Source organism: Thermophilibacter provencensis (genome assembly GCF_030372065.1).
GTDB classification, from domain to species: domain Bacteria; phylum Actinomycetota; class Coriobacteriia; order Coriobacteriales; family Atopobiaceae; genus Thermophilibacter; species Thermophilibacter provencensis_A.
The window spans coordinates 85,504-110,167 of sequence record NZ_JAUDEA010000002.1 but is presented as its reverse complement, the minus strand read 5'-3'; the positions used below and the strand labels follow the sequence as shown (position 1 = coordinate 110,167).

The following is a 24,664-nucleotide window of genomic DNA, read 5'->3' as shown; positions in this document are numbered from 1 at the left end:
GCGCGCTTGTGGGGGAGGGAGCGCTTTGGAATTGGCCCGAGTGCGCGCCATGGGTATCGCCCACGCATTGGAATCCTGCCGAGTGCGCGGTGCCAGGTTCTTCTCGCTTGGCCATTGTGTCACTCGACGTATTTTTAAAGCGAGAAGTGCCTCATCAGCGTGCTCTCGGTCGCTTTTCTCAGCGTCTCATAGCGCGCCAGCGCACTCGACACGTTTTCTAAGCGCGTTGCCAGGACAGCCGCCTCACTCGAAGCATTTTTGAAGCGTCCCTCGGGACTGTAGCGCGCACTCGGCCTCTTATTTAAGCGCGCCCCTGGACCGGAGCGACTCGGCTACGAGCGCTCCTCGTATCCCGTGAGCAGCGATTCCGTTGACCCGCCGCAGAGCGCGCCGTGGCACGCGTTGAGCGCATCGATGATGGGGAAGAGCGGCTCGAAGTCGCTCCCGTAGTCCGTCATCACCACGAGGACGTAAGGCCCGCAGTCAGAGAAGACCACGCCTACGTCGTTGGTTGCGGCAATGTTAAGCCAGTCCTCCTCGTACCAGCCCGGCTTGCACCACGCGTCGTAGCGCTGCCTAAGCAGTCCGCCCATGGCCGAGTGACGCGTGCGGCCGAGAAGACCGGCAAGCTCGTCAGCCCCCTCGGCCCCCGTGAGCCACCAGCGCCATATGTGCTCCCAGCACTCCGCGGTCTCGGCGGCAGAGATCCAGAGATAGTGCTCCGCCTGAGCGGGTTCCGTGGCGTTGGGCGCGCCGCTCGTGGCGAGCCAGTCGAAGAATTCCTCCTCGCTGTAGTGGTGGAAGAGCGCAAAGTAATCCTCATTGGAGGAGTCCACGACGGCCCCCTCAACCAACCTGGCGTTGCCTCCCGCGGTGCCGTGACGCTCGTAGATCATCGCGCAGAAGAGCGCCTTAGCGGTGCTCGCGGAGTAGCGCTGCTCGCTCGCCCCATAGGAGATTCCGCGCCCCGTGTGCAGGTCGAGAAGGACAATGCCCAGGTCATGGCCATCCTGGTGGACTTTCTCGATCTCATCCTCTACGCGCTGGAACTCCTCGGTCTCGCTAAAACCGGCGGGGCCCGTCACCGTGATGCCGTCCGCCGTCTCAAGGGTAACGTCTCCCCCCGAAAGCGCGTACCAGGCAATCTCGGTGGAGTCTCCTGGGATTGTCGAGCTTATTTCGTAGCCCCTGTCCGTCCGTATGACGGGGAGCGCCTTCCCCTCGTCCGAGTACCAGCAGATGCCCTCGCCCGTCCAGCCGCCAATCATGAGCTGGAGACACTCAATGGGGTCGGCGGTGTAGAGGTGAGTTCCCTCATCCGAGAAGAGCCGGTAGACGGGCTCGTCCGAATCCGCGGGGGCGGCCCACGCGACGCCCCGTGCCTCCCAGCCGGACTCAACGAGCGCGTCGCGCTCCGCCTCGTCGGCCGTGTAAAGCAACTCGCCTGATGTGGGATGAGCAAGCCCCCACACGTCCTGCGTGTCCTGCGCCCATGCCGCGCCAGGGAAGAGCAGGCCCGTCAGCGCGACGGCAGCCACGGTCATGACTATGTTCGAGCGAACGCGCATGCCCCCTCGTTTCCCCAGTTCCCAGGCAGTATCGTACGCGCTGAGAGCGCTTGGCGAGAAGTGCTTGCGCAGGTGATAACAACCTTCTTACATGAGAGCGCCCGGAACCATGACCCTCTGGCGCTTTGGATGGGTCCCGCGCGGCCACGCGTCCTTCTCCTTTGTCTGGCGGGGCTCTTGTGCCATCATCGTGGGTGAGGAATTACACGTTGGCCGGGAGATTGTCATGCCGCGCTTTTCTGTCGTTGTTCCGGCGTTCAATGGCGCCGCGCATATTGCGGAGTGTCTTGAGAGCGTGCTCTCTCAGGGCGTGGACGACCTTGAGGTCATCGTTGCTGATGACAGGAGCTCCGACGAGACGCCCACGCTCGTAAGGGCGCTTGCAGAGAGAGACTCGCGCGTGAGGCTCGTCGAGCGGGCGGAGAACGGCGGCACGCTGCGGGCGCGCCGTGACGGCGTTCTTGCGAGCACCGGGGACTACGTGCTTCTCGTTGATCAGGACGACGCGCTTGCGCCCGGGGCCCTCGAGGAAATCGAAGCCGCCCTCACGGATCACGACCCCGACATCCTCCACTTTGGCGTGAGCGTCATTGCGGAGAACGCTGCGGCGGAGGGCGCCGCTGCCGGCATGACCGGTTTTCTCACGCCACCTCCGCGCCGCTTGGAGGGCGAGAAGATCCTCCAGACGCAGTTCTCCGGTGACCGCGGGTTTGACTGGCACGTTCACCACAAGGTGTATCGCGGCGAGATCGCGCGCAGTGCTTGGGCGGCCACTCATGACGTGCGGCTCACGCTCTCGGATGACCTCTACGCGAGCTTTCTGCTCTGCTCCATGGCGACAACGTACGTGGCGGTCCCCGACGCGCCGTGGTACGAGTACCACCTCGGTCGAGGGGAAACCTTTGGCGCGCGCCAGACGGTTGAGGACGTGCTTGCCACCAGCGAGCGCGATCACGCCGCGCTCACGCTGATCGAGGACTTTGCGTGTTCGGGCGCTGTGGTGCGCGACGACTGGCCCGCACGCGTGGCCGACGTGCGCGACCGCCTCATTGAGCACGTCATGAACGAGCTCCACGACGGCCTTTCCGCCGAGGGGCAGCGGGCTGCCATTGACGGCGTCCTCTCCCTCTGGCCCGCGGACGCCGTGGCGGGGGAGCTCTACCGCTTTGTGCGGGACCGCGCCTACGCGCTCTTTGACGCCCGGACCTGCCCAAAGTCATCCGACGAGCTTCACCGGCTCCTCGCGGACGCGCGTCGCGCGGACGAGCTCGTCTCTGGCCCCGTCTCCCCTCGCTACGCCATCATGAAAGAAGCGGCCGAGCGTCACCTCGGAGACCTTGAGAACCTGAAGGACGAGAGAAGTGTGCGCGGCGTCGTGCGTCACCTTCTTGCGCGTTTGCGGACAAGGTAGACCTGGGACGCACAGTTTGGAGATAATGGGGAGCACCAGACCCGTTGAGAGGGAGCCATTTTGTCACCCACGTTCTCGATAGTCGTCACGGCGTATAACAACGTTGCGTACCTGCCGGGATGTCTCGATAGCATTGCTCGCCAGTCCTACCCCTCGTGGGAGTGCGTCATCGTGAACGACGCCAGCCCGGATGACACGCTGGCGGTTGCCCAGCGCTACGCAAGGGGTGACGAGAGGTTCCGCGTGCTCTCCCTTCCCAAGAACCGGGGGCTCCACCTTGCCCGGCGCGCGGGTATCGAGGTGTGCGAGAAGGACTATACGATCTTTCTCGACGCCGATGACGAGCTCTCCCCGGATGCCCTCGAGGGGCTCGTCTGCGCCATTGGGGACGGGTGCCCTGACATGGTCCACTTTGGCATCGAGGTTGTTCCCTCGGGCGTGTCCGACGAGGACTGCCGCGCCTTTGAGGAGAACGTCAACGCTCCGCTCGAGCGCATGTCTGGAGCGGAGGCCTGCCACGCGATCTTTGACGCTGACGGTGGCTATGCCCAGGACTGGCGCGTCACGCAGCGCGCCTATCGCACGGAGTTCTGCCGCGAGGCGTTTCTTGCCATGGCCGAGGAGCGCCTCGAGCGCGCGGAGGACTGCTACGAGCTGCTTGTTCTCGCGCACCGCGCCAGCGAGCAAATCACCGTGAACGACGTGCGGGCCCTGCGCTACTTCTACGGCCGCGGCGTTACGGGGACCAGCGCCATTGAAGCCGCCACCTTCTCCAGCTTCTGTAGGCAGTTCCGCGCATGTGTGGACGCGATGAAGCGCTACGCGGAGAAGTGCGCTGATGAGGCCGTGAGCCAGCACGTTGCGGGTGCCACGTCCAAGCTCCTCGACCTGCTCATGAACGACTGGCTGCGCCGCGTGGACGACTCCGACAAGGCCGAGGCCGCCCGCGCCGCCGTGGACGCCTTTGGGGCCGGCGAGATTGCCGCACAGGTTATGCGCCTCGTGCGCGACCGCGCCTACGCCGCTCTCACGACGGGGGAGCCCTTCGAGAGCGTGTCCGTTGCCGCGCAGTGGTTCCGCCTTGCAGACGAGCTCGCCGACGGCGCACCCGAGCTACCGGAGCGCTTTGCGAGGTATCGTCACGAGGCACGCTCGCATCTCTATGACATCGAGGAGAACGCCCCCGCGCGCGAGGCTGCGGCCGACGACATCCACCCCGTGAGCGAGCATGACTACAACGACCAGCGCATCCGCATCTTTGTGACCACCCACAAGGAGGTCAACCGCTTCCACAGCGACATCCTCCAGCCCGTTCAGGTTGGGCTCGCGCGCCCGCGCATGCGCTTCCCCTGGGCGCTCCAGGATGACACCGGGGACAACATCGCCGAGAAGAACGCCATGTACTGCGAGCTCACCACGCAGTACTGGGCCTGGAAGAACGTTGACGCCGAGTACTACGGCTTCTGCCACTACCGCCGCTACTTCGACTTTGTGGATCGCCGCCACGATGAGAACGTCTACGGCGAGGTGATGGATGCGCGCATAGACTGGGACTCCCAGAAGCGCTATGGCCTTGACGACGCGACCATGGCCTCCGTCATCGAGGGGTGGGACGTCATCACCACGGGCGTCAACGACATGAGCGCCTTCCCCGAGCGCTACGCCAACCCGCTCGACCACTACGCGCGCGCCCCGCACCTCAACCTTGCGGACCTCACGCGCACCATGGATATCGTCTGCAAGATGTACCCGGAGTACGCCGAGGACGTCCGCGCGTTTCTCGGCGGGCACCGCGCCTGCTTCTGCAACATGTTCATCATGCGGCGCGACCTCTTCCATCGCTACTGCGCATGGATGTTCCCGGTTTTGGAGCGCTTCATGGAGGATTGGGACTGCTCCACCTACAGCCACGAGGGGCTGCGCACGCCCGGGCACCTCTCCGAGCGTCTCCTCAACGTCTTCCTTATCCACGAGCGTCGCGTGAACGTTGAGCTGCGCTGGAAGGAGCTCCAGTGCGTTCACTTTGAGAACCCCGAGCCTCTTCGCCGTCCGGCGCTCGAGCCCCTTGCAGCCGCCGGCCGCCCGGTTATTCCCGTGGTCTTTGCCGCGGACAACAACTACGTCCCCATGCTCACGACGACGATCTTCTCCATGCTGGAGAACGCCTCTCCCGAGCGGCTCTATGACGTGGTAGTCCTCGAGAAGGACATCTCAGCGCACAACCAGCGGCTCATGGGCTCGTTCTTCTCGCGCTTTGAGAACGCTGCGCTGCGCTTTGTCAACGTGCGGGACATCCTGCGCTCCTATGACCTGCGTACGAGTAACGCCCACATTAGCGTTGAGACCTACTACCGCTTTCTTATCCAGGAGGTTCTGCCGGGATACGACAAGGTCCTCTACCTTGACTCGGACCTCATCGTGCGCGGGGACGTGGCGGAGCTCTTTGACACCGAGCTGGGTGACAACTACCTCGCGGCTGCCATTGACATTGACTACCTGGGCAACCTCAACATGGCAGGCGGGGAGCGCCTGCGCTACTCCGACGAGGTTCTGGGGCTTGGGGACCCGTACACGTACTTTCAGGCAGGCGTGCTCGTGCTCAACACGCGCGAGCTGCGCGGGCTGCACAGCGTTGCGGAGTGGCTCGAGCTTGCGGCGGAGACCAAGTACATCTACGACGACCAGGACATCCTGAACGCTCAGTGCCAGGGCCACGTGGTGTTTCTCGACAATGCCTGGAACGTCATGAACGACTGCGGCGGGCGCATCGCGCGCGTCTTCAGCTTTGCCCCGGCGGACGTGTACGACCGCTATCTCACGGCGTATTCCGACCCCAAGATTGTCCACTACGCGGGCTTTGAGAAGCCCTGGAAGTACGGCATGTGCGACCTGAGCGAGCTCTACTGGGAGTATGCGCGCAAGACGCCGCTCTACGAGAAGCTCATGGCGCTTGCGAGCACGCAGCCGCTGCCCGAGCCTGCTCCGGCACCAGAGCCTGCCCCCGAGCCCGTGGTGCTGCTGCCCGAGCGCGCCGTGGGGGAGAGGAGCCTGCTTCGCGTGCTCGACCCGGTGCTGCCGCTTGGCTCGCGCCGCCGCGAGGTGCTCAAGTCCGTCGGGCGCGCCCTGCGTGGTCGCTCGTAGCGCAATTCTTACGGGAGGGCGCTCAAAGGCTATAGTGTCTCTCAGTTGACATTCAGTACGTGAGAAGGACGCATGAGAAAGCACCTGTTTGTTGCTGCGGCGGGCCTGGCCCTGGCCCTCGCGCTCGTCCCGGGCGTTGCCGGCGCCCGCGAGATCAAGACCACGCTTGCGGAGGACTGGCCCAACCGCGTGGTGGAGATTCCCGACAGCTGGACCATAACCGACGAGCAGGTCGCGGAGTGGGAGGCGTCCGTCAGCGACTCTTTCAACCCCGAGGCGTCCGCCTGCTATGCCGCTGAGGGAAAGAGCTGGATCCTCTACCGCCTCTACAACCCCTACACGGACGACCACCACTACACTTCCGACAAGGACGAGTACGCCGAGCTCAAGAAGGTCGGCTGGGTCGGTGAGGGCATCGTCTTCTACTCCGGAAACCTCTACGGCATCCCCGTCTACCGCCTCTACAACCCCTACGTCTCGCACGCGTACCACCACTTCACGCAGGACAAGGACGAGGTCGAGGCACTCGTTGAGGCAGGTTGGGTCAACGAGGGGGTTGCCTGGTTCTATACCAATCAGAAGGGCGCATAGCGCTTGCGCTCACATAAACGCTGCTCGGGCCGTCCCTGGGGGGCGGCCCGGCGCCTTTCTTGGCGAGTTGTTATATCCTTCTTTGTGGAAGCTTTCATCGTCGAGGGGTTGTCATGAAGAAGAGAACGCTCGTCATCTCTGCGCTCGCCCTTGCGCTCGCTGCCGTCCCCGTTGCCGCACTTGCCGCGGGCGGCTCGCTCATGGGCTGGCAGACGCCGGGTTGGTCGGCAGATGACCCCGCCAACGCCGCCTACGAGAGCGACGAGAACCACGTTTCCTTCTATCGTCTCTACAACCCGTATTCTGGCGAGCACCTCTTTACCACGGACGCCGCGGAGCGCGATGCCCTGGCCAAGATCGGCTGGTCAGTCGAGTCTGGCGGGGAGGACGACCCGGCGAGCGCGGGGCTCGTCGGCATGTTTGAGGACCTCCCGGAAAATGACGACTACTGGCCCATCTATCGTCTCTACAACCCGTACTCCCCGCAGGGGGAGCATCACTACACCACGAGCAGGGACGAGTACGATCAGCTCCAGACCATCGGCTGGGTGGGCGAGGGCGTCTTCTGCTGGTCGGCGAGCTCTCAGCGCACCCCCAACTACCGCCTCTTTAACCCCTATGCCACGATGGGCACCCACCACTACACGATGAGCGTCGAGGAGCGCGACGCGCTCCTCGAGCTTGGCTGGCAATGGGAGGGCGTCGGCTGGTACTCCTGGGGGTTCACCGCGTAGCCGCGCCCCTCTCGGGGCTGCGCGTCACGTCTCGCTTTCTCGGCGCGCGGTCGGGATGGGCGCCGTGCTGTCCAGACCCCCTCGTTAGAAGTGGTACCAAGAGCTGAGCGGCCACTCCTGACGCACGTTCGGCGAGAAGTACGGGTCCCCCTTGGCGTAGTGCATGGGCCAGCGCTCCCTCAGAAGCGCCATCTCGCCGATGTGGCGCGCCTGCTCCTCGAGCTTCTCGTCGTGCCCGCGCGAGAGTGACTCATGGTGGTACATCCGCACCTCGGGCGTGTAGACCACCACGTAGCCCGCGTCACGGAGCTTGAGGCAGAAGTCAACGTCGTTGTAGGAGACGGCGAGCGCCTCCTCGAAGCCCCCCACGCGCTCGAAGGCGTCGCGGCGCACCATCATGCACGCTGCGGTGACGGCGGAGAGCTGCCGCTGGCAGGTGACGAGGTTGAAGTAGCCGTCGTTGCCGCGCGGCATGTCGGCAAAGAGGTGGTTGGCCGCACCCGTCACCACTACGCCCGCGTGCTGGATCACGTCGTCGGGGTAGTAGAGCAGCGCCCCGGCGGCACCTACCTCCTCGCGCGCGCAGATGCCCACGAAGCGCTCCATCCACTCGGGCGTGATGAGCACGGTGTCGTTGTTGAGCAGCAGAAGGTACTCGCCGCGTGCGTGGCGGACGCCAAAGTTGATGAGCTTGGAGTAGTTGAAGCCACCCTCGCCGTCCCAGCGCACCACGCGGGCACGTCCTCCGGTCGCCTCCGGCAGGCTCTCGTAGTAGTCAAACGTCGCCTGCTCGCGGCTGTTGTTCTCAACGACGACGATCTCGTAGTTCTGGTACGTGGTCTTATCGACGAGCGAGTCGATGCACGCCCTGAGCACGTCCGCATGGTCACAGGAGGGAATGACCACCGAGACGAGCGGCTCGGGCTGCGGCACGTCGTAGAGCACGCGATAGGTGAAGGGGTAGTCGCCCTCCTCAACGCGCGCCGAGATCCCGCAGCGCGTGAGGTGCTCGGAGACGGCGAGGATGCCGGCCTTGACGGCATAGAGCTTGCTCTCGGGGTTGCCGCAGGAGGAGCCCTCGCACACGCGCCAGTGGTAGAGGACACGCGGCACGTGCGTCACGCGACGCGCGCGCTCGACGGCCTGAAGCGTCATGTGGTGGTCCTGGGCGCCGTCAAACTCGGGCGTGGAGGGCTCGAGCTCGGCAAGGAGGCTGCGGCGGATGGTGAGGAGGTGCGTGATGTAGTTCTTGGTCCTCAGCAGGTCAACGTCAAGGTCAGGCTTGAAGAAGGGCGCCTTGAGAACCCCGTCGAGGTCGAGAATGTCCTCGTCGCAGTAGAGGAGGTCGGTGTCGGGGTGCTCGCTGACGGCCTGAGCGTACTCGAAGAGCGTGTCGGGCTCGATGAAGTCATCGTGGTCAAGAAACGCGACAAAGTCGCCGGTGGCGCGCTCGATGCCGGCGTTGGTGTTACCGGAGATGCCGAGGTTCTTCTCGAGCGTGACGCAGCGTATCCGCTCGTCATCGGAGCATGCCCTCTCAACGAGGGAGCAGAGATCGGCGTTTTCCGGGGACGCGTTTACGAGCACGAGCTCCCAGCGGGCGTAGGTCTGCGCGCGAACGGAGTCCACCATCTCGGTGAAAAGGTTGGCAGGCGTCTGGAAGAGAGGCACCACGAGCGAGAAGCTCGGCGCGCCGGGGAGCTCGCAGCGTCGCTGGAGCTCCTGCTCGAGGAGGTTGGGCCGCTTGAGGCGCAGCCACTCGGCGTAGTAGGGATCAAGCCCGGCGCTCATGTAGCGGTGGCGCATCTCGTTCAGGAGCTCCTCCTTGCGCTCGGGCCAGAGCTCGTGGCAGACGTAGGAGCCCGGGTGGCGCTCGTCCCAGCCAAAGAAGAAGAGCCTGCCGGAGGAGATGGGCAGACGCACCGAGAAGTCATGGACAAGGAGCCCCGCGTGGCGAGACGCACGCGAGCTGTCATCGTGCTCGCCCATGTTGAGAAATGCGGCGCCTGCGGGCATGAGGTGCTCGTCGAGGCAGGCGAGGCGCACGTCGTGCTCGCCTGCGGAGGGAAGGCGGAGGGAGCCGCGAACGATCATCATGTCTTGGTCGGGGATGATCTGCCTGATGACAATCTCCGAGAGCGTGGAGAGCCTGCCCTCGTCAAAGAGGCGAATCTCGGCGCACTTCTCAGGGCGGAGCTTGTAGTTGAGGCGCGAGGTCCACTTTGCGGCCTCGTAGTCTATGGTACGGCGGACGCTCTGGACGAGGCGTCCATGCTCGTCGTACTCGGCTATGGCGTAGGAGGCCTTGGGAACGTCAACGATGGGGGAGACCGCCACGAGGGTGCGCTCGTCTGCCCTGGGCTCCCCAAGGGGGAAGAGGGCACAGGGCACCGTGCGCTCCGGCGAGGCCTCGTCAAAGATCGCGCACACGTCATGTGACGCAGGAACGCCCCTCACAACAAGCTTCTCGTAAATCTTCTCGCTCGCTCGGCAGAGCAGCGCGGAGGCGATCTTCATCTGCACCCTAACTCTCGAGGTTCCAACACGTCTTAGTTTAGGGAATCGGGAGCCTTCCCAAGCGGGGCTTTGGGGCAATTCTCAGCAAACACTCAACGAGCAGCTCAAGGGTAATGGAGAAATCCAGGTGCCGGGAGGTGGGTAGGGGGAGGGACAGTAGAATGAAGCGCTGTGTAACCGCGTCTTTCACAGGGGGTTCTATGTCCCGCACCGCAAACGTAACCAGACGAGACGCCCTGCTCTCCCTTCCCGTTGCAGCCGGCCTTACCCTGGCCGCCTCCGGGACGGCCTATGCCGCGGAGGCGTCCAGCCCAACGCTGCCCTCCTCGCAGGCCATCCGTTACCTTTACCTTGACCGTTCGCGCCTCTCTCTGGGCGGCGAGCAAAATGTTGTGGTTTCGCCCCTTGAGGACGTGGCTTCTGCTGCTCAGGTGCTCTCCGCGAGCCTTTGCATCGAGTGTGGGGAGAGCGGCGATTCCATGATCGTTGAGCTTTCGTGCTCCTCTGCGCGTGCGCTGCTCTTCTCGTTTGTCGCGGAGGAGGCGGGCTCGTATGTTGTCTCCTCCCTTGCGCTGTCCCTTGAGGACGGGTCCTCCGTGCTCGTTGACTTCTCGGACTGCGATGACGCCGTGCGCTCGTTTGCCGTTGAGGAGGGTGCGCAGGCGCTCTCCGAGGGGGATGAGATTGCCACGACGGTGACCGCCTCCTCCGCGGCGGGGGAGCCCGAGGAGGTTGCCTCCGTTGCCGCGGGCGTGGCCGCGTCTGAGGAGGGCGTTAAATCTCCCTCAGGTGCCGGTGCCAGTGCGCGCTCCCTTTCTGGAAAGAGCTCCGAGAGCTCCACGGACTACGTTGTGGTGGTGGCCCTTGACCCCGGCCACTCCGAGGGCGAGAACGGCCGGCCCACCGAGGCCGGTGCGACGGGCGTTGACGGCGCGCGCGAGGAGGAGCTCAACTGGAAGATAACCGAGGCGTGCCGCAGGGAGCTCGAGACCTATGGCAACGTCCAGGTGGTCATGACACGCGAGCGCTTTGAGTACAAGACGCTCTCCGACCGCGTGATCGACGCCATCCGGCAAAACGCCGACATCGTGGTGAGCCTGCACCTCAATGCCATCGGCGGAGGGGACAGCAACACGTCGGCCTACGGCGCCGAGGTGTGGGCGCCCTATGACGGCGAGTACAACAACGAGACCCACGCCGTGGGCGAGAAGGTCGGCAAGGAGATCCTGGACGAGCTCGAGGAGCTTGGTCTGTTCTGGCGCGGCGTCAAGACGAGGACCGTCACCGGCGAGAGCTACCAGTACTCCGACGGCTCCATCGGCGACTACTACGGCATCATCCGCCACGCTCGCAAGGCCGGCATCCCCGGCATCATCGTGGAGCACGCCTTCATCGACAACCGCAGCGACTACGAGGCGTTTCTCAATAGTGACGAGAAGCTCGCCAACCTTGGCATCGCTGACGCCGAGGGCATCGCGCAGGCCTATGGTCTGAAGAAGGTCGGCGCCGAGGACCTCTCTCCCGTCTATGACGAGAGCTACTACGAGCGCGCGTACGCCGCCGAGGTGGCCGAGGACGAGCTGGGCGCGCTCCACCACTTCCTCACGGTGGGCATGGCGTCCGGCTACCGTGCGAGCTCCTCGTTTGACCCCATCTTCTACAAGAACGACGTTGGAAACGTGGACGCCCGTGCGCTCTTTGGCGCCACGATGGCGGGCTACTACTACCACTACCTCAAGACCGGCGCCGCGGAGGGTCGCGCCGCCACCGGGACGGCGCGAGAGATCACCACGCTCTGGCGGCTTTACAACCCCTACACCGGCCAGCACCTCTACACGGCAGATGACGCCGAGAGAAACGTCCTCGTCTACCAGGGCTGGGCGAGCGAGGGCGTGGCGTGGGAGGCCCCGAGGGCGGGCTCCGAGAGCGACTGCGTCTTCCGTCTCTATAACCAGTGGTCGGGCGATCACCACTACACGATGGGCTCCGACGAGCGCTCGCAGATGATCGAGAACGGCTGGTCCGACGAGGGCATTGCCTGGTACTCCGAGGGCTCCACCGGAGCGCCGCTCTACCGACTCTTCAATCCCTACGAGACGGTGGGCACCCACCACTACACGCTTTCCGGCAAGGAACGCTCCCAGATGATCAAGAACGGATGGGTGGATGAGAACATCGCCTGGTATGCCGTCCTGACTCCGGGCCTCGGCGAGTCTGATGACAGCGAGGGCACGCCGATCATGGGCGAGTCCCAGGCGAGCGCCGCGCTTCTCGCCAGCTACTATTGCTCCTCGGTGGGGGAGGAGACGTATCCCTCCTCGGTCTACGCCGAGAAGGGCGCGGCTACGATCGACGACTTCTGCCGTATTCTCGTGGAGGAGGCAAAGACCGAGGGCGTGCGTGCCGAGGTTGTGTTTGCGCAGTCGATGCTCGAGACGGGATGGCTGCGCTTTGGCGGCGCCGTCAAGGTTGAGTGGTGCAACTTCGCCGGGCTGGGTGCCGTCAACTCCAACCCCGTTGACGGTGCCAACCGCTTTGCGGACGTCAGGACGGGCCTTCGCGCGCAGGTGCAGCACCTCAAGGCCTACGCCTCAACTGAAGATCTCGTGAACGAGTGCGTGGACGTTCGCTTTGGGTACGTCACGCGCGGCTGCGCCCCCACGCTCGAGGAGCTCAACGGCAGGTGGGCGGTCCCCGGGGACGGCTATGGCGAGAACATCGCGTCTATGATCGAGCTGATCCTCAAGACGGCATAGCGTCCCTCTTCTTTGGTTTGTGTGCAGGCTTCCCGCATCGTTGAAGCTGCGGGGAGCCTATGCTAAGTTCTGGGAGTTGCAATCACTACGAATAGAGGTTTTATCGTGGCTTCGCACTTTGCCCCCAACACGTCGCAGCCCAAGGAGCAACCCGAGAAGGTCTCCGGCATGGCCTCCGCCCACTCTCGCTCCGATGCCGCCTACTACGCCCAGGCTCGCAAGGGAGGTGGAAACGGCGGTCATCGCGGCCGCATCGTTGCCATTGTGATCGCCGCCGTTGTTGCCGTGGTACTCGTTGTGGGCGGAACGGTGGGCTTCATGCTCTACCAGTCCGCCATGACGGTGAAGGACGACGCCTCCCAAATCATGGCACAGGCCTCCACGCTCTCCGAGAGCCTTCAGAACGGCGACGCCGACGCGCTCTCCGCCTCGATGGGCACCATCGTGGAGAAGACCAACGCCATCAACTCCGAGGTTCACACGCCGCTCTGGGACGTTGCCACGCTCATCCCTGTGGTGGGTGAGGACATCCGCTCCGTGCAGACGCTCGGCTCCGCAGCGCACAGTCTCGTGAATGACGCGCTCGTTCCGGTGACGAGCAGCATCTCCGGCATCAAGCTCTCGGACATCTTCCAGAATGGCGCCATCAACGTCGGCCTCATCCAGACGCTCGCGGACTCGCTCCGCTCGGCGACCCCCGTCATCCAGGAGGCGGTGTCGCAGATCGCCTCGCTTCCCGAGGCGCACATCCCGCAGCTGCGCGACGTCCTCTCTCGCGTTCAGGAGCCCGTCGGGCAGGTTCAGGGGCTCGTTGACCAGCTCCAGCCCGTGCTCGACGTGCTTCCCCAGATGCTGGGCGCCAACGGCCAGACCCGCACCTACCTCGTCATTGCCCAGAACAATGCCGAGCTGCGCACCACCGGCGGCCTCCCCGGCGCATGGGGAACCGTCACCATCACCGACGGCGTCATCCAGATGGGCGAGTTCACCTCCATCCTGCATGACCCTGGCCTTAAGGTTGAGATCACCGAGGAGGAGGTTGCGGCCATCGCCACGAACATGGACACGGACCCCGCCCAGGTGAACTGCACGCCCGACTTCACCCGCGTGGGTGAGATGGCGCGCGAGTACTGGCTCCAGGAGGGCTTTGGTGACGTCAACGGCGTGATTGCCCTTGACCCAGTTTTCCTGCAGCGGCTTCTCTCGCTCACCGGCAGCTTCACCGCCCCTGACGGCACGCTCGTCGACGGTACCAACGCCGCCAAGGTTCTTCTCAGCGACACCTATTGGAAGTATGGGAACGACGGAGACGTCCAGGACGCGTATTTCTCCTCCGTTGCGGGCCTTGCCTTCGAACAGATCATGGGCAACCTCGGCAATGCGGACATGAACCAGCTCTTTGACGTCATCGAGCAGTGCGGCAAGGAGGGTCGCGTCCTCATGTGGATGGTCGACGAGACCGAGCAGAACCTCATGGTCACCTTTGGTTTTGACGGAGGCATCGACACTGACCCCATAAAGCCCGTCCTCGGCGTCTACTTCAATGACGACACGTACAGCAAGATCAACTGGTACACCTCGAGCAACACCACCTGGGACGAGGGCACTAAGAACGCCGACGGCACCACCACCTACAACGTGACCACCACTCTCACGAACAACATCACCCAGGAGGAGGCCGATTCCTCCCCGCTCTACATTCACGGTTCAAACGGCGACAAGCGCGATAACTCCGACATGATCGTCTTCTGCTTCTTCCTCGCTCCCGCCGGCGGCAACATCACCGACTTTGCCTGGAGCGAGGACGGCATCATCGAGGACTACGGCATCGCCCACGAGACGCTGAGCGGTCTGCCTCTCATCCGCGTGAGGGCGCACGCCCGCGCCGGCGAGACGGTCACCTTCACCTACAAGATCACCGTCTCCGCTGAGGCTGCCGAGCCGCTCACCCTGCGCACCACGCCGCTTGCGCAGGAGTACTAGGGGCGGTAGCAGCGAGTCCGAGCGTCACCGGCCCGGTTTTGCCCCTCAGTGGATTGTCGTGTTCGTCTCGGCGATTTCGGGGTAAGATATCACCCGTGGCCTAACGGCTACGGGTATCGCGCGCAAGCGCAGCTTTTGCCCCGCGGGGCGTATGAAAGAAAGGCACGACATGGCACAGGGTACTGTCAAGTGGTTCAACCCGGACAAGGGCTACGGCTTCATCTCTCGTGAGGATGGCGACGACCTGTTCGTCCACTACTCCGAGATTCAGATGGACGGCTTCAAGACTCTGGACGAGGGCCAGGCTGTCGAGTTCGACATCACCACCGGCCAGAACGGCAAGCTCCAGGCTTCCAACGTCCGCAAGCTCTAGTCCTTATCTACATAGGGCGACTTGGAGGGGCTCGCTTCTGCGGGCCCCTTTCCTGTGCCAGGACACATAAGCTGGTATCATGAACGTATTTGTGACCGACCCAAGGAGGATCCTCGCATGCACGGCGACTCCCAGACGCTCGTCTCGATCATCGTTCCCATCTACAACGCCGAGACCTATCTCGACCAGTGCCTTGACAGCCTCACCTCTCAGACGCACCGCGACCTTGAGATCATCTGCGTGAACGACGGGTCCACGGACGGGTCTCCTGCCATCATCGAGGAGCATGCCGCCCGCGACTCTCGCATCGTGGTCATCAACAAGAAGAACGGCGGGTACGGGCAGGGCTGCAACCGCGGCCTCGACGTCGCGCGCGGAACGTGGGTCTCCATCATCGAGCCTGACGACTGGGTAGAGCCCACCATGTACGAGGAGATGCTCGCCTTTGCCGACAGCTTTGAGGAGCAGCTCGACATCGTCAAGTGCCCCTGGACCGATATTCATAACTGGGATGACCCCGAGAAGCAGGCCCCTTACCCGAGCCTCATGGTCGACCGTCTCAAGACCTCCACCAAGCCCTTCACCATTGCCGAGCACACCGTGCTCATGGAGCTCCATCCCTCCATTTGGTCGGCCATCTATCGCAGGGACTTCCTTCGCGAGAACAACATCCGCTTCATCGAGTATCCCGGCGCCGGTTGGGCGGACAACCCCTTCCTCGTGGAGACGCTCTGCCAAGCCAAGACCATCGTCTACCTCAACAAGCCCTTCTATAACTATCGCTGCGACCTCCCGGGCTCCACGCTCAACCACGCAACGGACGAGGCCGTGGCGAGGCCCTTTGACCGCTGGCTCGACATGCTGCAGATCATCGAGCGCCTGGGAATCACTGACAAGCGCATCATCGGCGCGCACTACCTCCGTGGCTTCAACTATACGTTTGGTGCCATCTTTGACGACGGCTGGGACAACGAGGTGGTCCAGAAGAAGACGCGCGAGATCTTCTCGAAGATGGACCCCGACATTGTGGCGCACATTCCCAACCTCGCCCCGCATCGCAAGCGCTTCTTCTTTAGCGTGTTAGGCGAGGCTCCCAAGAAGTACTCCACGCTTCCCTGGGCCAAGCACCTCGCACGCGAGGCGCTCCACACCGTGCGGACCGAGGGCCCGCTCTCCGTGGTGAGAAAGGTCGGGCGCGTGATCACCCCCGAGGAGCGCTCCGAGGCGTAGCCGCTCCCATCGCTTGACTTTAATCCGAAATCGGACTAACCTTGCTCCTCGCACCTGAGGGGAAGGGAAATGATGGACGATAGGGACGAGCTGGTGAGCGCTCGCGCGCTCGACGCTCTCTATCAAAAGACCGATAAGGTCTACTACGAGTTTGCGCGTGGATGCGGGCTCTCTGAGACCGCCTATTGGATTCTCTATGCCGTGGAGGTCTCGGGCGGCAGCGTGGCGCAGCGCGTCATCTCCGAGGAGTTCTCGTACTCCAAGCAGACGGTGAACTCAGCCCTCAAGGCCCTCGAGGCAAAGGGGCTCATTAGCCTCGACTTTGCCGAGGGGAGCCGCAAGGCCAAGGTCGTCACGCTCACGCCGGAGGGCCGCGCCTTCAGCGACGAGCGCATCGTTCCCGCCATCGAGGCGGAGGACCGTGCGTTCTCGAGTCTCTCCGTTGAGGAGCGCTCCGAGTTTTTGCGCCTGGCACGCGCCTATACCGCAGCGATCGACCGCGAGCTCGCGGCCCTGGGCGCGAGGGAGGGGGAATAGATGGCACAGAAGAATCGCGACTACAGCAAGCGCACCTCCATGCGCCTGCTCCTCTCGCTCGTCTCACCGTACAAGGCACTTCTCGCCGCCATCTTTGTTGCGGCGATCTGCGACATGATGGGAATGCTATTCATTCCCACGCAGCTCTCGGCCATGGTCAACGTGGCGGTCAACTCACGTGACATGAGCGCCCTCATGGGTCATGGCGTGGCCATGCTCGCGGCTGCGCTCGTTGGTTCTGGCGGCTACATCACCACGGTGTTCCTTGCCTCCAAGCTCTGTGCCAAGGTTGGTCGCGACCTCCGCATGAAGGTCTACGATGCGTCCCTTGCGTTCTCTGGCTCGGACTTCAACTCGTTTGGCACGGGCTCCATGATCACGCGCACGCTCTCCGACGCCAACGTGGTTCAGCAGACGCTGCTCATGTCTATCCTCATGATCTTCCCCGTGCCGCTCGCCTGTGCGATTGCCGTTGCGCTCGCCTTTTCTACCGACGCTGTCATGGGTTGGGTGCTCCTTGCGGTGACGCTCGCGGTCATTGTCATCTGCGCCCTTGCCGTTGCCAAGTCCGCGCCCATCTTCACGCGCCTTCAGGGCTTCATCGATAACATGAACACCCGCCTGCGCGAGTCCATCACCGGTGTGCGCGTGATCCGTGCCTTTGGCAAGGAGGGTCACGAGCGCGCCCGGCTTGGCGAGACGTTCAACGACTTTGCGACAAACGCCATCAGGGTAAACATTGTGTTTGCGCTCACGGACTCGATCACGTTCTTCCTCATGAACGTCGTTGAGGCCGCAATCATGTGGGTGGGTGCCGACCGCGTGGGCGCCCATGCCATGCAGATTGGCTCCATCTCGGCGCTCGTTGAGTACGCGATGCTCATCATGATGTTCCTCATGATGGCGCAGTTCGCCATCCTCCAGGTTCCGCGCGCCCTCGCGTGCCTCACGCGCGCCGCTGCGGTGCTCTCCACCGAGCCGGAGATCGAGAACGCCGAGACGCCCGTCCAGCTCTGCGCGCATCGCGGCGAGCCGGGTGACGAGGTCGCTCGCTTTGACCACGCGAGCCTGCGCTTCTCGGATGCCGACGAGGACACCCTGCACGACATCTCGTTTGCCCTGAGGCGTGGCCAGACCACGGCCATCATCGGCAACACGGGCTCCGGAAAGTCCACGGTGGCCAAGCTCCTGCTGCGCTTCAACGATGTCACGGCGGGCAGCCTCACCTTTGAGGGGGCTGACGTGCGCAAGGTTTCCCAGGAGGAGCTGCGCTCGCGCATTTCCTACGTTCCGCAGAAGGCCTGGCTCTTCTCTGGCACCATCGCGGAGAACCTTCGTCACGGTGATGCTGATGCCTCAACCGGGCATCTCTGGCACGCCCTGGAGGTCGCTCAGGCGAGCTTTGTGCGCGAGCTCCCCGACGGCCTGGGGACGCGCGTTGCCCAGGGCGGCACGAACTTCTCGGGTGGCCAACGTCAGCGCCTGGCCATCGCCCGCGCGCTCGTGCGCGACGCCGACCTCTACGTCTTTGATGACTCGTTCTCCGCGCTCGACTACAAGACAGACGCCACGCTCCGTCATGCCCTGGCGGGAGAGCTCTCACATGCGGCCACGCTCATCATCGCTCAGCGCGTGAGCACCATCCATGATGCCGACCAGATCGTCGTCCTCAAGGACGGCGAGGTCGTGGGCCTGGGGACCCACGACGAGCTCATGGCCGGGTGCCCCACGTACCGTGCCATCGCCGATTCCCAGTCCAGGGGGGAGGATGCCCATGTCTAGCAAGACCGAGAAGGACCTCGAGCTCGACGAGCTCGCTGAGCTCGAGCGCGGGGAAGCGCCCGTCGAGGGGAAGCAGCCTAGTGAGGACGAGCTGGAGGTGCCCGACGACGCGCTCGGAACGGCCCGTCGTCTCTGGGAGGCGGCGAGCGGGCAGCGCTGGCGCCTCGTGGTTGCCGCGGTGTGCTCGGTGCTCTACGTTGCCGGAAGCCTGGGTGCCACGGCGTACAGCGCCGGCCTCATCGACCTTCTCTGGGGCAACATCCAGGCAACCTTTGAGACGGGCGCGCCCTTTGTGGTGACGCTCGAGAACGGCGGCCTTCAGATCCTCACGTTTTTCGGCATCTGGACCGCCGCCTGGGCCGCGTACACGGTTCAGGTGCTCGTCATGGCGAGCTTTGCCGAGCGTCTCAACCTCGGCCTTCGCAAGCAGATTGGCGAGAAGCTCGCGCGTCTGCCCCTCTCGTACTATGACGCGCACCAGCCCGGCGACACCATCAGCCGCGCCACCAACGACCTCGACAAGGTCTCCGAGGTCCTGCAGCGCGGCCTTCTCCAGCTGCTCATCGCGGTGTGCATGGTCGGCGGCGCCATCATCCTCATGGCAACCTACGACCTTATGCTCACGGCCGTGTTCGTGGTCTTTGGCGTGGTGGCGAGCGTTGCCACCAAGCTCGTGACCGCCCGTACGCTCAAGGTTGCCGCCGCGCGCCAGGCCGCCCTCGGCGAGCTTACCGGTCGGGTGGAGGAGGCCTACAGTGGCCGTGCCGTCATCAAGGCCTTTGGACGCGAGGACGCGAGCCTCGCCGAGGTTGGGGAGGCTTCGGACCGCCTGATGGAGACCTCCGCCACCGCCGACTTTGTGACCAACGCCATCGCTCCCGCCATTCGCTTCCTCATGCGGCTCTGCCAGGTGACGGTTGGTCTTCTCGCCGGAGGCATGCTGGTCATGGGCCAGATCTCCGTTGGCGTCTTCCAGGCGTTCTTCCAGTACGTGATGCAGGCGTCCGAGCCCTTTACGCAGCTCGCGCTCACGGTGAACATGCTCCAGGGCGCGCTTGCCGCCGCAGAGCGCGTCTTCCTCTTCCTTGACGAGGGGGAGGTCGTGCCTGACCCCGAGCGCCCCGCGGAGCTTCCCGATCCCGTGACGGGTCGCGTGGCCTTTGAGCACGTGCGCTTTGGCTATGCCGCCGACCGGCCGCTCATGCGCGACGTCTCTCTTGTGGCGGAACCCGGGCAGAAGGTGGCCATCGTCGGTGCCACGGGGGCCGGAAAGACCACCCTCATCAACCTGCTCATGCGCTTCTACGAGGTCGATGGAGGGCGCATCACGCTCGACGGCGTGGACACGCGCGAGCTCACCCGAGCCGAGCTGCGCCGCCAGTTTGGCATGGTGCTCCAGGACGCCTGGCTCTTTGAGGGAACCATCGCGGAGAACATCGCCTACGGCAAGCCCGGGGCCACGCGCGAGGAGATTGAGGCGGCCGCGCGTGCCGCGCACGTGGACTTCTTCGTGCGCACGCTGCCGCACGGCTATGACACGATGCTCTCCAATGATGCGGAGAACATCTCGCAGGGCCAGCGACAGCTCCTCACCATCGCCCGCGCCATGCTCACGGACCCGGCGATCCTCATCCTCGACGAGGCAACCTCAAGCGTGGACACCCGCACCGAGCAGGCCATCGTGCGCGCAATGGAGGCAATCATGGAGAACCGCACGAGCTTTGTCATTGCGCACCGCCTCTCCACGATCGTCGACGCCGACCTCATCCTTGTGATGGAGAAGGGCACAATCATCGAGCAGGGCACGCACGCCGAGCTTCTCGCTGCGGGCGGGGCCTATGCGGAGCTCTATCGCAGCCAGTTTGCGTAGTGCGGCGCGCGGCTGGGGCCACGGCGGCCTTGGCCGCGCACCGGCCTTCTGGCCCCGGTGGGCGCTGCGCGCCGGCCGTCTCCCGCGAAATGGTATCTTCATAGGAGGACCTGTGCCCAACGCTTAAGGCGGTGTGACCCATGAGGACTCAAGAAGGACTTCTCCCTGTGCTGCTCGCCCTTTCGCTTACCCTCTGCCCCGTGCTTGCGGGTGCCGAGCCTGCGCAGGACGCCTCCGACGAGGCGGCAGACGCTCCCTACGCCATCACCACCTACCGTCTCTATAACCCCTATACGGGGGAGCACTTCTATACCCAGAGCGCCGACGAGCACGATGCGCTCAAGGGTCTGGGCTGGAGCTCAGAGGGCGTGGGCTGGACCGCCCCCTCGGATGGTGACCCAGTCTACCGGCTCTTTAACCCGTACTCCGATGATCACCACTACACCATGAGCGAGGAGGAGCGCGACGCGCTCGCGGGTCTGGGCTGGCGCTACGAGGGCGTGGGCTGGTACTCCGACAAGGACCAAGGGGCTCCGCTCTGGCGCCAGTACAACCCCTACGCCAAGACCGGGGCGCACAACTACACCCTGAGCGCCGAGGAGAACATGGCGCTCGTCTCCCTGGGCTGGCGGCATGAGGGCGTTGCCTGGTACGCGCTCGACGTTGGCCCCCAGGCGCCCGAGGAGCCCTTCTCTGGCTGGTCCGAGGCGGATGGGGAGAGGTTCTACGGCTACGGCGACGGCACCTACGCGACCGGATGGCAAACGGTGGAGGGCAAGCGCCTGCACTTTGATGAGAAGGGCCGGCTTGACACCGGGCTCTCCTTCATCGACGGAAAGTACTATCTGCTTGATGACAGCGGCTCGCCCAAGGGTGGCTGGGCACAGTTCTCCGGCTTTAGCTACTACTTTGACTCCAGCACCGGCGAGATGTATCGCGGTGGCTGGCTCAACGAGGGCGGTAAGACCTATTACCTGGACAAGACGTCAGGCGCCATGGCAACGGGCATGCGCAGCATCGATGGGGCAACCTACCTCTTTGACGAGGCTGGCGCTCCCGTCAAGGGCTGGGCCAACCATGGCGGTCAGAGGTACTACTTCGACCCGAGCAACGGCCAGATGCATCATGGCTGGCTCGACGATGGCGGTAAGACGTATTACCTCGACGCGTCCTCCGGTGTCGTGGTGACGGGCCTTGTCACCATCGACGGAAAGGCCTACATCTTCAAGGAAGACGGGTCGCTCGACAACACGCCCGGCCTGAGCAACATGGTCTCCAAGGCTCAGGGGTACAGCAGCGCCACGAACTGGCTCATCATGGTTGACACCACCAACAACTACCTTGGCATCTTCACGGGCGGAAAGGGCAGGTGGACCCTCCAGAGCTATTGGTTGTGCACAACCGGCAAGGCCTCCACGCCCACCGTTCTTGGCGAGTACACCATCACGGGCAAGGGCTACTCGTTCAACGGCGCGCTGTCCCTTCCTGCATACACCTGCTACTACTACACGCAGTTCTACGGAAACTACCTCATCCACTCCGTCGAGTACTACCAGAACACGTTCAACGTTCTCGATAGTCGGCTCGGGCAGAACCTCTCGCACGGGTGCGTGCGCCTTCCCATCGAGCAGGCTAAGTGGATCTACGACAACATTCCCTACGGAACGAAGTTCGTGTCCTACCGATAGGATTCAGAAAGGCCTCTGCCTACCTTCTGTTTTCTTTCACATGCCCCCGCGGACGTGATAAAGTTCGTTGGTTGACTTTTTTCGAACGAGAGCGGGGAGTACATGTTGGATAGGGTAAAGGGTCCCTCCCTTGCGGCGTCGGTCCTGGTTGCCGGCACCCTTGCGCTGTGCCCGGTAGCGGCGGGCGCAACCGAGACAAACGCTCAGAGTGACGTTGCCGACGGCGTTGTCCTCGAGGTGGGGGAGACGGAGGCCGAGGCTGACTGTGACGAGCCTGGTGTTGTTCTTCCGAGTGAGCCTGCTGTCTCTGATGCCGTCTCTGCGGTACCTGACCCCCTGGCGCCGACTGACTACGACGTTGAGGTGACCCCCGAGGGCGAGAAGACCCCCGAGGGCGAGAAGACCCCCGAGGGCGAGAAGACCCCCGAGGGCGAGAAGACCCCCGAGGGCGACGTTGACATTACTCCAGAGGTTGAGGGTTCGCTCGTTGACGAGTCCGTGGTTCCTGAGGGCGATGGCTTGGCCACCGACGAGGCGGAGCCTGAGGCTGAGGCTAGCGACGGTGATGCGCTGATCGACGAGGACTCCGAGGCAGACCAGGAGACCGTTGAGGAGGATGAGACCCCCAAGGCCTCTGATGGTGACGAGTCTTCCGTTGTGGTCGAGACCCCTGAGGTCTCAATCTCTGAGCCCTCCCTGGATACCGATCAGACCGTTGTCTCTGATCCTTCTGAGGCTGATGGGTCTCAGCCGCTTCAGGTTGACCCGCTTGCTCAGGGCACCCGTGGCGGAGCCGGTTCGTCTGCCGACAAGAACGTTCCCGCCGATGACGAGGACGTTGATTCTGAGTCCCAGGTGAAGGCTGAGGCTGATGTTGAGCCTCAGGCCGAGGTTGAGACTTCTGAGGAGACGAAGGCAGAGCGGGGCTCTAATGAGGAGGACGCAGAGACCGAGGGGGCTGAGGAGAAGGTCGAGACCATCGAGCTCTACCGACTCTACAACCCCTACACCGGCGAGCATCTCTTCTCGACCTCTGCATCCGAGCGCGACACCCTGGTTCCTCTTGGCTGGAAGTACGAGGGCGTTGCGTGGGTCTCGCCGAAGACCTCCGATAGGGCGGTCTATCGTCTCTTCAACCCGTATGCTCCTGGTGGCGACCACCACTACACCACCGACAAGAAGGAGTACGACGCCCTCTGCGCCCTTGGGTGGAGGGGCGAGGAGCTTGCCTGGTACAGCGCTGATGACGACGGCACGCAGCTCTTCCGCTTCTATAACCCGTACGTCTTCTCCAGCACTCACCACTACACGTCCGATGCCGCCGAGCGTCTCTCGCTCGTTGCCCTAGGCTGGCTCTACGAGGGCGTGGCGTGGTTTGGCGTTGATACCGGTCCCGTTGCGCCGAGCACCTCCGAGTCCGGATGGGTCGAGAGCGAGGGCGCTCGCTTCTACGGAAACGGCGACGGCACCTATGCCACCGGTTGGAAGACCATCGACGGCACGAAGTACCACTTTGACAAGAAGGGCCGTCTCTCAACCGGCGTGACCGACGTTGACGGTACCCTGCACTACTTTGGCGAAGACGGCAAGATCAAGACAGGGTGGCAGAAGCTCTCCGACTTCACCTACTACTTTGAGAACGATGGAACGACCAAGCGCTGCGGCTGGTGGGACACCGAGGGCAAGCGCCTCTACCTTGACACCGTCTCCGGTGCCATGGCGATTGGCTGGAAGGACATTGACGGCGGTCGCTACTACTTTGAGAGCTCGGGCAACCTCTATCGAGGCGGCTGGCTCACGCTCGGTGGGGCAACCTATTACCTCGACCCCTCTAGCGGTCTCATGGCCACCGGCAAGCGCACCATCGATGGCGTGATCCGCAACTTCCGCTCGGACGGCGTGTGCACAAAGACCGGCTACCAGGTCAAGTGGAAGGGCCTCTCGCTCTCCAGCGAGAACGTGACGCTGCCCTCGTATGCCAACGGCTCCTACTGGAGCTACGTGCATCCCACGATCATCTCCGCGGACGCCACGCGCGAGGAGTGCATCGAGGCGTTCATCTCCGTTGCGTACGAGTACATGCGTGCCGGCACGCGATGGGTGGACAACAACTGCGGTCGTCCCGGCACTACGGTCGACTGCTCCGGTCTTGTGATGGAGGCGCTCTACGCCTGCGGCATGGACCTCACGGGAGCCTCTGGCGGGGACTACAACCCCTACAGCAAGTACTACTGGAACCACAGCTTTGCCAACACCTGGCGCAACAACCAGACCTTCCAGCCCGTCTCGCTCTCTCAGATCGAGCGCGGCGACATCATCTACTACAACGGCCATGTTGCCATCTATCTGGGCAATGGTCAGATTATCGAGTCGACCATCCTCGCCTCGAACGTTCGCGTGGGAAGCATGTACGCGCCCGGCTCCGTCTTGGGCGCCGCGCGTCCGTTCACGAAGTAAAGGGAACGGGGCTGAGAGCAACGCTC

15 protein-coding genes are annotated in these 24,664 nt (G+C 63.8%); 13 read left to right on the top strand and 2 right to left on the bottom strand.

What is annotated here, in order from left to right:
- Window positions 1-332: 332 nt before the first annotated feature.
- Window positions 333-1,568, bottom strand: a complete 1,236-nt coding sequence (locus QUW25_RS02010; RefSeq protein ID WP_289510565.1) for a serine hydrolase — start codon at window positions 1,566-1,568, stop codon at window positions 333-335.
- A 226-nt stretch (window positions 1,569-1,794) separates the two neighbouring features.
- Here QUW25_RS02010 and QUW25_RS02005 point away from each other — a divergent pair, with 226 nt between their 5' ends.
- The 4 genes from QUW25_RS02005 (at window position 1,795) to QUW25_RS01990 (ending at window position 7,445) form a co-directional block, all read left to right on the top strand.
- On the top strand, window positions 1,795-2,979 hold the full coding sequence (locus QUW25_RS02005; protein ID WP_289510564.1) for a glycosyltransferase family 2 protein: 1,185 nt from the start codon (window positions 1,795-1,797) through the stop codon (window positions 2,977-2,979).
- A 60-nt stretch (window positions 2,980-3,039) separates the two neighbouring features.
- Entirely contained in the window at window positions 3,040-6,120 is a 3,081-nt protein-coding gene (locus tag QUW25_RS02000) for a DUF4422 domain-containing protein (RefSeq protein ID WP_289510563.1), read from the top strand.
- Window positions 6,121-6,192: 72 nt separating this feature from the next.
- Window positions 6,193-6,711 (top strand): hypothetical protein, encoded by a 519-nt coding sequence (locus QUW25_RS01995; RefSeq protein ID WP_289510562.1) that lies wholly within the window; start codon window positions 6,193-6,195, stop codon window positions 6,709-6,711.
- 113 nt (window positions 6,712-6,824) lie between these two features.
- On the top strand, window positions 6,825-7,445 hold the full coding sequence (locus QUW25_RS01990; protein ID WP_289510561.1) for a hypothetical protein: 621 nt from the start codon (window positions 6,825-6,827) through the stop codon (window positions 7,443-7,445).
- Window positions 7,446-7,529: 84 nt separating this feature from the next.
- Here the strand turns inward: QUW25_RS01990 and QUW25_RS01985 are convergent, their stop codons facing one another.
- On the bottom strand, window positions 7,530-9,962 hold the full coding sequence (locus QUW25_RS01985; RefSeq protein WP_289510737.1) for a glycosyltransferase family 2 protein: 2,433 nt from the start codon (window positions 9,960-9,962) through the stop codon (window positions 7,530-7,532).
- A 200-nt stretch (window positions 9,963-10,162) separates the two neighbouring features.
- Here QUW25_RS01985 and QUW25_RS01980 point away from each other — a divergent pair, with 200 nt between their 5' ends.
- From QUW25_RS01980 to QUW25_RS01940, 9 genes are all read left to right on the top strand, one after another.
- On the top strand, window positions 10,163-12,718 hold the full coding sequence (locus tag QUW25_RS01980) for an N-acetylmuramoyl-L-alanine amidase (protein WP_289510560.1): 2,556 nt from the start codon (window positions 10,163-10,165) through the stop codon (window positions 12,716-12,718).
- 105 nt (window positions 12,719-12,823) lie between these two features.
- Complete coding sequence (locus QUW25_RS01975; RefSeq protein ID WP_289510559.1) at window positions 12,824-14,701, top strand: DUF4012 domain-containing protein; 1,878 nt, start codon at window positions 12,824-12,826, stop codon at window positions 14,699-14,701.
- Window positions 14,702-14,870: 169 nt separating this feature from the next.
- On the top strand, window positions 14,871-15,074 hold the full coding sequence (locus tag QUW25_RS01970; protein ID WP_072371401.1) for a cold-shock protein: 204 nt from the start codon (window positions 14,871-14,873) through the stop codon (window positions 15,072-15,074).
- 117 nt (window positions 15,075-15,191) lie between these two features.
- Window positions 15,192-16,304 carry a glycosyltransferase gene (locus tag QUW25_RS01965; RefSeq protein ID WP_289510558.1) on the top strand — a complete coding sequence of 371 codons (1,113 nt, stop codon included), beginning with the start codon at window positions 15,192-15,194 and terminating at the stop codon, window positions 16,302-16,304.
- 69 nt (window positions 16,305-16,373) lie between these two features.
- Window positions 16,374-16,841, top strand: coding sequence for a MarR family winged helix-turn-helix transcriptional regulator (locus QUW25_RS01960; protein ID WP_289510557.1), 468 nt, complete (start codon window positions 16,374-16,376; stop codon window positions 16,839-16,841).
- Window positions 16,842-18,623, top strand: coding sequence for an ABC transporter ATP-binding protein (locus QUW25_RS01955; RefSeq protein WP_289510556.1), 1,782 nt, complete (start codon window positions 16,842-16,844; stop codon window positions 18,621-18,623). It begins immediately after the preceding gene.
- Window positions 18,616-20,493: an ABC transporter ATP-binding protein gene (locus tag QUW25_RS01950; RefSeq protein ID WP_289510555.1), complete on the top strand. Its 1,878-nt coding sequence runs from the start codon at window positions 18,616-18,618 to the stop codon at window positions 20,491-20,493. Before QUW25_RS01955 ends, QUW25_RS01950 begins: the two co-directional genes overlap by 8 nt.
- A gap of 167 nt (window positions 20,494-20,660) precedes the next feature.
- The gene (locus QUW25_RS01945) at window positions 20,661-22,181 is read left to right on the top strand and encodes a L,D-transpeptidase family protein (protein WP_289510554.1); all 1,521 of its coding nucleotides are present in this window, start codon (window positions 20,661-20,663) and stop codon (window positions 22,179-22,181) included.
- 105 nt (window positions 22,182-22,286) lie between these two features.
- Window positions 22,287-24,638, top strand: coding sequence for an NlpC/P60 family protein (locus QUW25_RS01940; protein WP_289510553.1), 2,352 nt, complete (start codon window positions 22,287-22,289; stop codon window positions 24,636-24,638).
- The last annotated feature ends 26 nt before the right edge of the window (window positions 24,639-24,664 follow it).